Annotated in this window: 9 protein-coding genes; 5 read left to right on the top strand and 4 right to left on the bottom strand. The window is 63.8% G+C overall.

What is annotated here, in order from left to right; genetic code table 11:
- Positions 1 to 37: 37 nt before the first annotated feature.
- The 4 genes from ACQ3C8_RS07260 to dapC form a co-directional block, all read right to left on the bottom strand.
- Positions 38 to 394, bottom strand: coding sequence for an arsenate reductase (locus ACQ3C8_RS07260; protein WP_009522691.1), 357 nt, complete (start codon positions 392 to 394; stop codon positions 38 to 40).
- Between the two features lie 78 nt (positions 395 to 472).
- Positions 473 to 823: a membrane protein gene (locus ACQ3C8_RS07255; protein ID WP_009522690.1), complete on the bottom strand. Its 351-nt coding sequence runs from the start codon at positions 821 to 823 to the stop codon at positions 473 to 475.
- A gap of 92 nt (positions 824 to 915) precedes the next feature.
- Positions 916 to 1743: a 2,3,4,5-tetrahydropyridine-2,6-dicarboxylate N-succinyltransferase gene (gene dapD, locus ACQ3C8_RS07250; protein ID WP_428852983.1), complete on the bottom strand. Its 828-nt coding sequence runs from the start codon at positions 1741 to 1743 to the stop codon at positions 916 to 918.
- A 72-nt stretch (positions 1744 to 1815) separates the two neighbouring features.
- Positions 1816 to 3063, bottom strand: coding sequence for a succinyldiaminopimelate transaminase (gene dapC, locus ACQ3C8_RS07245; protein WP_428852982.1), 1248 nt, complete (start codon positions 3061 to 3063; stop codon positions 1816 to 1818).
- 128 nt (positions 3064 to 3191) lie between these two features.
- On the opposite strand from dapC, the gene ACQ3C8_RS07240 reads away from it, so the two are divergent.
- The 5 genes from ACQ3C8_RS07240 (at position 3192) to def (ending at position 12239) form a co-directional block, all read left to right on the top strand.
- Complete coding sequence (locus tag ACQ3C8_RS07240; protein WP_428852981.1) at positions 3192 to 4148, top strand: DMT family transporter; 957 nt, start codon at positions 3192 to 3194, stop codon at positions 4146 to 4148.
- 341 nt (positions 4149 to 4489) lie between these two features.
- Entirely contained in the window at positions 4490 to 8005 is a 3516-nt protein-coding gene (smc, locus tag ACQ3C8_RS07235) for a chromosome segregation protein SMC (RefSeq protein ID WP_428852980.1), read from the top strand.
- Positions 8005 to 9324 (top strand): cell division protein ZipA C-terminal FtsZ-binding domain-containing protein, encoded by a 1320-nt coding sequence (locus ACQ3C8_RS07230; protein ID WP_428852979.1) that lies wholly within the window; start codon positions 8005 to 8007, stop codon positions 9322 to 9324. Before smc ends, ACQ3C8_RS07230 begins: the two co-directional genes overlap by 1 nt.
- A 222-nt stretch (positions 9325 to 9546) precedes the next feature.
- Positions 9547 to 11688 carry an NAD-dependent DNA ligase LigA gene (ligA, locus tag ACQ3C8_RS07225; RefSeq protein WP_428852978.1) on the top strand — a complete coding sequence of 714 codons (2142 nt, stop codon included), beginning with the start codon at positions 9547 to 9549 and terminating at the stop codon, positions 11686 to 11688.
- Positions 11689 to 11708: 20 nt separating this feature from the next.
- Entirely contained in the window at positions 11709 to 12239 is a 531-nt protein-coding gene (gene def, locus ACQ3C8_RS07220; RefSeq protein ID WP_428852977.1) for a peptide deformylase, read from the top strand.
- The last annotated feature ends 167 nt before the right edge of the window (positions 12240 to 12406 follow it).

Below are 12406 nucleotides of genomic sequence, written 5' to 3'. Positions count from 1 at the left end.
CGGGATGACAGCCGCCGCTAAAGTCATCAAGAGTACATCAGGCCGTCAGCGCGGCATAGGTATCGGCGGAAAACCCCGCATGCACGGTGTTGCCGCGCTCGAACACCGGGCGCTTGATCAGGGAGGTGTTCTCGCGCATCAGCGCAATGGCGCCATCGGTCTGTTCGGCCCGGGCCTTGTCGGCGTCGGTCAGTTTGCGCCAGGTCGTGCCCTTGCGGTTCAGCAGGGTCTCGAGCGGCACATGCTTCAGCCAGCGGCGCAGGTCGTCTTCGCTGACGCCCTGTTTCTTGAAATCATGGAAGACGTAACCGATCTGCTGTTCATCGAGCCAGGTGCGCGCTTTTTTGACGGTGTCGCAGTTCGGGATGCCATACAGGGTGATGGACTTGGACATGACGGATTCCTTGAATGCAGGATGGAGGCAGCGGTGATGACCGCACGTCGCGCGGATCGCGGGGGCAGTCGCGGGTATTCAGCGCAAGAGGTTGAACACGACGATCAGGCTGCTTGCCGCCAGCACGCCGGCGCCGATGGCCAGCCCGACGGCAATCTTCAGATGCTTGCGCAACTGCCGCGATTCGGCCTGGATGGCCGCAATGGTTTCGGCGTGCTGCTCAGCCAGCAGCTTGAGGCTTTGCGCCTGCTGCATCACCGTGGTTTCCAGTTCAGCGAGGCGCGCCTCAGGCGTCGTGCCGCTACCAGCGTCCCCGCCAGCCTCCTTGCGGCGGCTGGCCTTGTACTTTTCGATGGTCTTGTTGGCCTGCTCGAAAATCGTCGGCAGGACGGACAGCACCGTACTGACAGTCGCGGGATCAATGGCCATGAGACGTTTCTTTCCGGATTTCAACCAGCTCATTGCAGTGGGACCGTCGAAGCGGCGCGCGGTTCAGCGCGCCGCCTCAACAGATACCCGGTTCAGTCGCCGCGCAGCAGGTCGTTCAGGCTGGTCTTGGCGCGCGTCTGCGCATCGACCTTCTTGACGATCACGGCGCAGTACAGGCTGTGCGAGCCATCCTTGGCCGGCAGGTTGCCCGACACGACCACCGAGCCGGCCGGAATGCGACCATAGCTGACTTCGCCTGTGGCGCGGTCGTAGATCTTGGTCGACTGGCCGATATATACGCCCATCGAGATCACCGAGTTTTCCTCGACGATCACGCCTTCCACGATTTCCGAGCGCGCACCGATGAAGCAGTTGTCCTCGATGATCACCGGGTTGGCCTGCAGCGGCTCCAGCACGCCACCGATGCCGACGCCGCCCGAGAGGTGCACGTTTTTGCCGATCTGCGCGCACGAACCGACGGTAGCCCAGGTATCGACCATCGTGCCTTCATCCACATAGGCGCCGATATTCACGTACGACGGCATCAGCACGGCATTCTTGGCAATAAACGAACCACGGCGCGCCACGGCCGGCGGCACCACGCGGAAGCCGCCCTTGGCGAAGTCTTCGGCGGTGTAGTTGGCGAACTTGCTCGGCACTTTGTCGTAGAACTGGGTAAAGCCGCCAGCTGCCATCGGTTGGTTGTCTTCGAGACGGAACGACAGCAGCACGGCCTTTTTCACCCACTGGTTGACGATCCAGTCGCCATCGCGCTTTTCAGCGACGCGCAGCGTGCCGGCATCGAGCTGCGACAGCACCGCAGCCACGGCGTCGCGGATATCGGCGGGAGCGGCCTTGGGGGAGAGGCTGGCACGGTCTTCCCATGCCTGGTCGATCAGGGATTGCAATTCTTGCGACATAGCGTCCATCGTGAAGTTAGGGGTAAATCTGTTGAATCCGGCAAGCGCCGGATCCGCTCGGGGCGCCAGGCGTTATTTCCGCCGGCGGCAAAATTCCACAATGCGGCGTGCACCTTCCAGGCATTCTTCCACATTCGCCACCAGGGCGATACGCACATAGTTGCGGCCCGGGTTAACGACCGTGCCATTGACCTCGACATCGCGCGCGACATAGCTGCCGGGCAGCATGGCCACGTTCTGCTCGGCGAGCAGTTCGCGTGTGAAGGTGGCGTCGTCCAGCCCCGTGCGCGCCACATTGGCCCACAGGTAGAAGCCGGCATCCGGCAACGCCACGTCGATTACCTCGGCCAGCATCGGCGTGACCTGGGCGAACTTGGTGCGGTACAGCGCGCGGTTTTCCAGCACGTGGGTTTCGTCGTTCCACGCCGCGATGCTGGCGCCCTGCACCACGGGGCTCATCGCGCTGCCGTGATAGGTACGGTACAGCAGAAAGGTCTTGAGTAGTTCCGCATCGCCGGCCACAAAGCCAGAGCGCATGCCCGGCACGTTGGAGCGTTTGGACAGGCTGGAGAACATCACCAGCCGCTCGAATCCGCGTCCGAGACGGTGCGCTGCTTCCAGTCCGCCCAGGGGCGGGCGGGCTTCGTCGAAATAGATCTCGGAGTAGCACTCGTCGGAGGCGATGACGAAACCGTAACGGTCTGACAGCTCGAACAACTTCTGCCAGTCCTCGAGCGTCAGTACCGATCCGGACGGATTGCCCGGTGTGCACAGGTAGACGAGCTGCACGCGCGCCCAAACGTCATCGGGCACGCTGTCGAAATCGGGAGCGAAGTTGCGGGCTGGATCGCTGTTGGCGAAATAGGGCCGGGCGCCGCCGAGCAGAGCCGCGCCTTCATAGATCTGATAGAACGGGTTGGGGCACAGCACCAGCGGATCGGGCCGGGTGCTGTCGATTACCACCTGGCCAAAGGCGAACAGCGCCTCACGCGTGCCGGTCACCGGCAGCACCTCAGTGGCCGGATCGATCTTCGGCAGGCCGTAGCGGCGCTGGATCCACTCCGCGATGCTGGTGCGCAGCGCCAGCGAACCGGCGGTTGTGGGATAATTCGCCAGACCCGCGAGGGCATCCGCCATGGCGCGCTGGATCAGCGCAGGCGTGGCATGCTTGGGCTCGCCAATGCCGAAACTGATGGGCGCAAGCGCCGGGTTCGGCGTGACATCCTTGACCAGCTCTTTCAGTTTTTCGAACGGATAGGGCTGCAGTGAGGCGAGACGCGGGTTCACGAAGTTTTTCCAGGCCGGTTTAAAACGAAGCATTATAGAGGAAGCATTCTGAACTGTCGGCGTTGCTAGGGATTTGCACAGGTCCCTGCAAAGTGGGTAGATAGGGCTTCCATGCGGCTCCCGGTATCGTCAAATTGATTTGCTGATAGATTCCTGCCGCCATGTCGAGTGCTGTTAACGCCACATCAACCACCCATTCCCATTCGCTTGCTCCCGTCCTCGCCATTCTCGTTGGCGCCTCCGTCTGGGGCTTTGCGTGGTACCCGTACCGGCTGATGGCCGGGCTCGGTCTTGGCGGACTGCTGGCCGCCGCGTCGACCGGGACTATCGCCATGCTGATCGGCATTGTCGCCCTGCGGCGCAGCCTGCATACCTTCCGCTGGTCGTGGATCATCATCGGCATTGGCCTGGCCTCGGGGGTGACCAATACCGGCTTTGTCTGGGGCTCGGTCAACGGCCATGTGATGCGCGTGCTGCTGCTGTTCTACCTGACCCCCGTGTGGACGGCCCTGATTGCCCGCTGGATCCTCGGCGAAAAGCTCGACTGGGCCGGTATCGGCCTGATCGTCCTGGCGCTGTTCGGTGCAGGCCTGATGCTGTGGACGCCCGAAGCCGGCATTCCGCTGCCCGCCACGGCGGCCGAGTGGTCAGGCCTTGCCGGCGGCATCGGTTTTGCCTTCAACAACGTGCTGTCGCGCCTCGCCGCGCACCGCCATCCGGAAATGCGCGCCGAGTTGCGGGTGATTGTCGTATTCGCCGGTTGTGCTGCCGTGGCCGCCTTGACAGCCCTCGTCACGCAGCCACGCCTGCCGGAAGTTGCGCCGGGCGATCTGTGGCCGCTCCTGGCACTGGTGTTGGGGCTTGCGACGATCCTTGTCAGCTGCAATGCCGTCACCCAATACGGCCTGCAACGCCTGCCGGCCAACCGCGTATCGCTGCTGATGCTGTTCGAGATCGTGGTCGCGGCCGTGTCCTCCTGGTGGCTGGCGACGGAAACCCTGACGCTGAAGGAAACTGCGGGTGGCCTGTGCATCATTGCCGCCGGGGCGCTGTCAGGGATTGTGCACCGGCCGCGGCCAGCAGCTGCAGTCGGATCGGAGGCGGCGGCCCAGACGTAACGTGGCATCGGGGCGGGTAGCCGGGTTCCCTTAGTCGGGGTGGTTCCCGCAAGCCCTTCGGGGAACCGAGCCGCCTGCCGCTCGAAAATGCGGAAAAGGGGAAAGCGGCGATGGTATGATTGCCGACAATTGTGCGGGGACAGTCGAATCCAGCGCAGATAGTGCCGTTGCCTGCACGGGGCGGCATCTTTTGACTGAGAAACGCCATCGGAATGATTCTGGCGCAGTTGCACGGCGTCGCTGTACGGTGTGGATGGCCCGGAATGACCGGGCGGCCCACCGGGCCAGAACAGGATGCTCATTCCGATGGTGTTTCTTGAAGACGAGAAGACGACACCAACGTGCGCCTGACCCAACTCAAACTTGCAGGTTTCAAGTCCTTTGTCGACCCGACCACCTTCCAGGTGCCGGGACAGCTGGTGGGCATCGTTGGCCCCAACGGCTGTGGCAAATCCAACATCATCGACGCCGTACGCTGGGTGCTCGGCGAATCCCGCGCCTCCGAGCTGCGCGGCGAGTCGATGCAGGACGTCATTTTCAACGGTTCCACGGCCCGCAAGCAGGCCGGCCGCGCGAGCGTCGAACTGGTGTTCGACAATAGCGAAGGCCGTGCCGCCGGACAGTGGAGCCAGTACGCCGAAATCGCCGTCAAGCGCACGCTGACGCGCGACGGTACATCTTCCTACTACATCAACAACCAGCCGGTGCGCCGGCGCGACATCCAGGACATCTTTCTCGGTACTGGCCTGGGGCCGCGCGCCTACGCCATCATCGGGCAGGGCATGATCTCGCGCATCATCGAGGCCAAGCCGGATGACATGCGCATCTTCCTGGAAGAAGCGGCTGGCGTGTCGCGCTACAAGGAGCGGCGCCGCGAGACCGAGAATCGGCTCTCGGATACGCGCGAGAACCTGACCCGCGTCGAAGATATCCTGCGCGAACTCGGCACCAATCTCGAGAAACTCGAGGGGCAGGCCGAAGTCGCCAAACGCTACCAGGAGCTGCAGGCCGAAGGCGTGGAGAAGCAGCATCTGCTGTGGCTGCTGCGCAAGCGCGAGGCGCTGGCCGAGCAGGAGCGTCATGCGCGCGCCATCGAACAGGCACAGATCGACCTGGAAGCGCAGACCGCACAGTTGCGCCATGTCGAGGCCGAACTCGAAACCATGCGCGCGGCGCACTACACCGCCTCTGATGCCATGCATGTGGCACAGGGCGCGCTGTACGAAGCCAATACCGAAGTCAGCAAGCTGGAAGCCGAAATCCGCTACGTGGTGGAGTCGCGCAACCGCATCCAGGCGCAGATCGCCGCCCTGACTGCGCAAGCCGAACAGTGGCGTGCGCAAGGCCAACAGGCGAATGACGACCTGGCCCGCGCCGAGGAAGAACTGGCGATGGCCGAGGAACGAACCGTCGCCGCCCAGGAAGCCGTCGCCACGCAGCATGAAGCGCTGCCGGGGCTCGAAGCCCAGTGGCGCGATGCCCAGGCGAGCCTGACCGAGCAGCGCTCGGCCATTATGCAAGCCGAGCAAGGCCTCAAGCTGGAAGCCGCACAGCAACGCAATGCCGACCAGCTGTTGCAGCAGCTCGAGCAGCGCCGCGAGCGCCTGTCGTCGGAAGAGCAGGGGCTCGACCGCCCCGACGAAGTCCTGCTGGAATCGCAGCGCGCCGAACTGGCTGAGCAGGAAGAAATCCTCGCCGAGGCGCAGGCTGTACTGGAGGACGCGCAAGAAGCCGTGCCGCGTCTCGATGAAGCGCGCCGCGCCGCACAGGAGCGCGTGCAGACCGAAGCCGCCGCCATCGCCTCCCTGGAAGCGCGCCTCACCGCGCTGCGCCAACTACAGGAAAGCGTGCAGACCGATGGCAAGATCCAGCCCTGGCTCGACAAGCATGGCCTGGGCGAACTGCCGCGGCTGTGGAAGAAACTGCAGATCGAAGCGGGCTGGGAAAGCGCGCTCGAGGCCGTGCTGCGCGAACGTCTGGCTGCGCTCGAAGTCTCGAATCTCGACTGGATCAAGGCGTTTGCCGCCGATGCGCCACCAGCCAAGCTAGCGTTCTACTCGCCGCCGCCGGCCGCGCGCCAGAGCGATGCGCCAGCCGGATTGCGCCCGCTGCTGTCGCTGGTGCAGATCTCCGACCCGGGCCTGCGCGCATTGCTGCAGGACTGGCTGGCGAACGTCTTTATCGCCAACGATATGCCGAGCGCCCTGAGCGCGCGCAGCAACCTGCCGGAAGGCGGCATGTTCGTGGTGGCGCAGGGTCACCTCATCGGCCGCGCCTCGGTGCAGCTGTACGCAGCCGATTCCGAGCAGGCTGGCATGCTCGCCCGCGCCCAGGAAATCGATAACCTGCAGAAGCAGGTGCGCGCCCAGTTGCTGCTGTCCGACGAAGCCAAGGCTGCCGCAGTACGCGCTGAAGCTGCCTATACCCAGGCCAGCCAGTCGCTCAGCGAGGCGCGGGTGCGCGCCGAGCAAGCCACGCGCCGCGTACATGCGCTGCAGATGGAGGTGCTCAAGCTGTCGCAGGCCATGGAGCGCTATGCCGCACGCAGCGGCCAGATCCGTGGCGAACTCGAGGAAATTGCCTTCCAGATCGAAGAGCAGCGCGCCATCCGCGCCGAATCGGAGGCCAGCTTCGAGCAGCATGATGCGGCGCTGGCTGAAAAGCAGGCCGTGTTCGAAGACCAGCAATTGGCCTTCGAAGCGCTCGACAGCGAACTGAACGGCGCGCGCAACCGCTTGCGTGAACTGGAGCGTACCGCACAGGAAGCGCTGTTTGCCGAGCGCAACCTGCAGAGCCGCATCGACGAATTCCGCCGTACCATCCAGACCGCTGCCGATCAGGCCGAGCGCGTGCAGGGCACGCTTGAGGAATCGCGCATCGAGCTGGAGACCATCAACGAGCAGACCGCGCATACCGGCCTGCAGGAAGCCCTCGAACGGCGCGCCGAGAAAGAAGAGAAACTTGCCGCGGCGCGCATCGAACTCGATACGCTCTCAGCCCAGCTGCGCCAGTTCGACGAACAGCGGCTTGTGGCCGAACGCAGCCTGCAGCCTATCCGCGATCGCATGTCGGAACTGCAGCTCAAGGAGCAGGCCGCACGCCTCAACCAGGAACAGTACGCCACGCAGCTGACCGAAGCCGAAGTCGATGAAGCCGCACTGGCCGAGAAACTGACTGGCGACCTGAAGCCATCGTACCTGCAAGGCGAGGTCACGCGCCTCAACAACGCCATCAATGCGCTGGGACCGGTCAACATGGCCGCGCTCGACGAACTGAGCGCGGCACGCGAACGCAAGACCTTCCTCGATGCGCAGTCAGCCGACCTGAATGATGCGATCAATACCCTGGAAGACGCCATCAACAAGATCGACCAGGAAACCCGGGCCTTGCTGCAGGGTACCTTCGACAAGGTCAACCAGCATTTTGGCGAACTGTTCCCGATGCTGTTCGGCGGTGGACAGGCCAAGCTCATCATGACGGGCGAGGAAATCCTCGATGCCGGCGTGCAGGTCATGGCACAGCCGCCCGGCAAGAAGAACTCTACGATCCATCTGCTGTCTGGTGGAGAGAAAGCGCTCACGGCCATTGCGCTGGTGTTCGCCATGTTCCAGCTCAATCCCGCGCCGTTCTGCCTGCTGGACGAGGTCGACGCGCCGCTGGACGACGCCAATACCGAGCGCTATGCCAATATGGTGAAGCGCATGTCCGACAACACCCAGTTCGTGTTTATTTCACATAACAAGATCGCGATGGAAATGGCTCAACAATTGATTGGCGTAACGATGCAGGAGCAGGGCGTGTCGCGGATCGTGGCAGTGGACATGGATGTCGCCGTCAATATGGCGGAGGCCGCCTGATGCAGCAGAATTCCCTGGTTCCGTTCCTCACCGATCTGCAGCTCGGCCTGATCGCCATTGGCGCCCTCGTGGTCGTTGGCGTGATCCTGTACAACCAGTGGCAGGCGCACAAGGCACGCAGGCCGCGCGCCATGCAACCGGGCGATGACCTGTCCACTGGACCGGACGACCTGCCGGACGACAGCGCGGATGTGTTTCCGTCGGTGTCAAAGCCGATCTCCCAGCCTTCCCAGACTGCACCGGTGTCGCCTCACACCTCAGCCCATTCGGCCGCATCACCTGTCGCGGCACGACGCGAGCCGTCCTTTTCATTCCCCGGTGATGCGCCGGCCTCCGAAGGGCACACCTTGTCCGACACGGAACTGGATGACAGCGGTGAAGCCGCAGTCGTGCAAGCGGGCGACGTCCACGAGAGCGCCCAGGCCGATGCAACGGCTGCTACGGCCACGGCAGCCGGCATGGTCCAGTGGAGCGATGCGCATCCCAAGCCTGGCGTGATCGACCCGCTCATCGACTGCATCGTGCCGATCCGGCTCGATGGTGAAGTCTCCGGCGACCGCGTGTTGCCGCTGCTCAACCGCCTGCGCCGCGCGGGCACCAAGCAGGTTCACGTGGAAGGGCTGCGCAGCGATACGCCAGCCTGGGAACTGGTGCGCGGCGGTCACCGCTATCGCGAGCTGCAGGTGGCCGTGCAGTTGGCCAATCGCACCGGTCCGCTCAATGCGCTCGAGTTCTCGGAATTCATAAGCGCCGTACAAGCCTTCTGCGAACAGCTCGATGCCTCGGCGGACCTGCCCGAAATGTCCGAGGCCGTGGCCAATGCACGCGAGCTCGATGCCTTCTCGGCTGCCTGCGATATCCAGCTCGGCGTGAATGTGCTCTCTGACGGGGCGCCCTGGTCAGCAGCCTATGTGCAGAACATCGCCACGCAAGATGGCCTCGTCCTGTCGCGCGACGGTACCCGGTTCACGCGCTTCCATCCGGGTAGCGACGGCGTGCAGCGCGCACTGCTGACGCTGCACTTCGGCGATACCAATTTTCTGCGCGACGACCTGACCGCCAAGGCCGGTCACCAGATCACGCTGCTGCTCGACGTGCCGACCTCGGACGCCCAACTCAAGCCATTCAAGCTCATCTGCGAGTACGCCTACAGCCTCTCGCAGCGCATGGGTGCACGTGTGGTTGATGACAACCTGCAGCCGCTGACCGAGTCATCCTTTGTCGCCATCCAGAAAAAGCTCGACGGCCTGTACGAAGCGCTCGACAATCGCGGCATTCCGGCCGGCTCGTCGGCGGCGGTGCGGCTGTTCAGCCACTGAGCGCGGTTGAGCGCGGCTTGATGAACAACGGGTATCGCTGCTGACTGGTCGAGTATGGGCTGGCCAGCATTGCCAACCGCTTCGGTCGCATGGATTTGTAGGCACCCACATGGAGCCACCCATGCCGCTACGCGTTTGCGTTGACGCTCGGTTACGCTGCGCGCATGGCGGTGCAGGCCTTTGCAGCGGCTCGCCCGGTATCTCTTCCAAGGAATTTCCAGCATGACAGGCGATCCACTTCCGTCCGCTCCAGCGGAGCAACCGGAGGCAGGCAATCCCGCGGCGCGCGTGGACTGGCTGCGCCAGACCCTCGAGCACCATAACTACCAGTATTACGTCCTCGACGCGCCGAGCATTCCCGACGTCGAGTACGACGCCCTGTTTCGCGAGTTGCAGGCGCTCGAGGCCGAGCATCCCGAACTACAGTCCCCGGAATCGCCGACCCAGCGTGTCGGCGGGGCGGCGCTGTCGGTGTTCTCGCAGGTCACGCATCGCATCCCGATGCTGTCGCTCAACAATGCGTTTGATGCCGAAGATGTGGTCGCCTTCGATCGCCGTTGCGCGGAAGGCCTGGGCAAGCTGGCCAAGGGCAAGGCAGCCCGCGACGCGCAAGCAGCGTCACCCATGGATGATCTGTTCGCGGAACCGTCGACCAGTGCTGCGCCAAGCGAGTCCTCTGGTGTTGAGTACGCCGCCGAGCTGAAATTCGACGGCCTGGCGATCTCGCTACGCTATGAGCAGGGCCGGCTGGTACAGGCCGCGACGCGGGGCGACGGCACGACCGGCGAGGATGTTACCGCCAATGTACGCACGATCCGTTCGTTGCCGCTCAAGCTGCATGGCAAGGCGCCAGCCGTGCTCGAGGTGCGCGGCGAAGTCTTCATGCTGCACAAGGATTTCGAGGCGCTCAATGCGCGCCAGCGCGACGCTGGTGAAAAAACCTTCGTCAACCCGCGCAACGCGGCTGCCGGCAGCCTGCGTCAGCTCGATCCCAAGATTACGGCGAAGCGGCCGTTGTCCTTTTTTTCGTACGGCATCGGTGAGCTCGAAGGCGCGGCGCGTCCGGCTTCGCATGCCGCCATGCTCGACTGGTTCGCCACGCTGGGCCTGCCAGTCTGCGCGGAACGGCAGGTGGTGCAGGGCGCAACTGGCCTACTGGCGTTCTACGACGATGTTGGCGCACGGCGTGCCAGCTTGCCGTACGACATCGACGGCGTTGTGTACAAGGTCAATGCCTTCACCGAGCAGGAGACGCTGGGTTTCGTCTCGCGTGCCCCGCGCTTTGCCATCGCCCATAAATTCCCGGCGCAGGAGATGACGACCACGCTGCTCGACATCGAGGTCCAGGTCGGACGTACCGGTGCGATCACGCCCGTAGCCCGGCTCGAACCGGTGTTCGTGGGCGGCGTGACGGTCACCAACGCCACGCTGCACAACGAAGACGAAATCGCCCGCAAGGACGTGCGCATCGGCGATACCGTGATCGTGCGGCGTGCCGGCGACGTCATTCCCGAGATCGTCGGTGTCGTGGCCGAGCGCCGTCCGGCCGATGCGCGGACGTTCGTCATGCCCACCACCTGCCCGGTGTGCGGCTCGCATATCGAACGCCCCGAGGACGAAGCCATTGCACGTTGCACCGGCGGCCTGTTCTGCGGCGCACAGCGCAAGCAGGCACTGTGGCACTTCGCCAGCCGCCGTGCCATGGATATCGACGGCATGGGCGACAAGATCGTCGAGCAACTGGTCGACCAACAGATCGTCCGCACGCCGGCCGATCTCTACAAGCTCGGCGTTGCCAAGCTTGCCGCGCTCGACCGCATGGCCGACAAGTCCGCCAGCAACCTGGTCGCCGCCATCGATAAATCACGCGCCACGACGCTCGCCCGCTTTATCTATGCCCTCGGCATCCGCCATGTCGGCGAAGCCACAGCCAAGGACCTCGCGCGCCATTTCGGCAATCTTGATGCGCTGCTTGCCGCCAGCGAGGCCGAACTGCTGCAGGTACGCGACGTCGGCCCCGTGGTGGCCCAGTCGATTGCCAACTTCCTGGCCGAGCCGCACAATGTGGAAGTGATCGAGCAGTTGCGCGCCGCCGGCGTACACTGGGACGAGCAGGAGGCAGCCCTCGGCCCGCAGCCGCTGGCCGGCAAGACCATCGTCCTGACCGGCACGCTGCCGAACCTCGCGCGCGACGCCGCCAAGGAAATGCTCGAGGCCGCGGGCGCCAAGGTCGCGGGCTCGGTCTCGAAGAAAACCGACTACGTTGTCGCCGGCGCGGAAGCCGGGAGCAAGCTGGCCAAGGCCGAGGAGCTCGGTATTCCGGTGCTTGACGAAGAGGGCATGCTACGTTTGCTGCAAGGCTGACACAGCAAGGGAGGGGCCGAATGATCCATGAAATCCTGCGCATGGGCGATCCACGCCTGCTGCAACCCGCCAAGCCGGTCGAGCGCTTCAACACGCCCGAACTGCACGCGCTCGTCGAAGACATGTTCGATACCATGGAAGCAGCCAAAGGCGCGGGGCTCGCCGCCCCGCAGATCGGCGTCGACCTGCAGGTGGTGATCTTCGGCTTCGATCGCAACCCGCGCTACCCGGAGGCACCGGCCGTGCCCAAGACGGTGCTGATCAACCCCTCACTCACCGCCATCAACGACGAAATCGAAGACGGCTGGGAAGGCTGCCTCAGCGTCCCCGGCATGCGCGGCGTGGTGCCGCGCTACGTGCACCTGCATTACTCCGGCTTCGACCAGTATGGCCATCCCATCGACCGCATCGCAGAAGGGTTTCATGCGCGCGTGGTGCAGCATGAATGCGATCACCTGCAAGGGATTCTGTATCCGATGCGGGTGCGGGATTTTGCACGATTTGGGTTTAGTGACGTGCTGTTTCCCAATCTGGAACTGACATCAGACTGATGTCTTGATAGCTCGGGCAAACCATTCGCGTTTGCCCGTTCACCTTTTTCCATCTCGATCTGCGCCTATCTTGCTTCGGTGGGGTGGCACGCTGCTTCGCATCGCTCTAGCGTTTTTCAATATTTCCCCTGGTATTGCACTTGTTTGCAGAAGTGCAGAAGGTGCTA

The organism is Imbroritus primus (genome assembly GCF_964332355.1).
In the GTDB taxonomy this organism is placed as follows: domain Bacteria; phylum Pseudomonadota; class Gammaproteobacteria; order Burkholderiales; family Burkholderiaceae; genus Imbroritus; species Imbroritus primus.
Note: the sequence above shows the minus strand (reverse complement) of the source record. Positions and strands in the feature narration are given on the sequence as shown.

Bases quoted from the DNA above. Each gene is read 5' to 3' on its own strand.
- ACQ3C8_RS07230 (WP_428852979.1), top strand. From the start codon at position 8,005: ATGCAGCAGAATTCCCTGGTTCCGTTCCTCACCGATCTGCAGCTCGGC.
- ACQ3C8_RS07240 (WP_428852981.1), top strand. From the start codon at position 3,192: ATGTCGAGTGCTGTTAACGCCACATCAACCACCCATTCCCATTCGCTT.
- dapC (WP_428852982.1), bottom strand. From the start codon at position 3,063: ATGCTTCGTTTTAAACCGGCCTGGAAAAACTTCGTGAACCCGCGTCTC.
- ligA (WP_428852978.1), top strand. From the start codon at position 9,547: ATGACAGGCGATCCACTTCCGTCCGCTCCAGCGGAGCAACCGGAGGCA.
- ACQ3C8_RS07260 (WP_009522691.1), bottom strand. From the start codon at position 394: ATGTCCAAGTCCATCACCCTGTATGGCATCCCGAACTGCGACACCGTC.
- dapD (WP_428852983.1), bottom strand. From the start codon at position 1,743: ATGTCGCAAGAATTGCAATCCCTGATCGACCAGGCATGGGAAGACCGT.
- ACQ3C8_RS07255 (WP_009522690.1), bottom strand. From the start codon at position 823: ATGGCCATTGATCCCGCGACTGTCAGTACGGTGCTGTCCGTCCTGCCG.
- def (WP_428852977.1), top strand. From the start codon at position 11,709: ATGATCCATGAAATCCTGCGCATGGGCGATCCACGCCTGCTGCAACCC.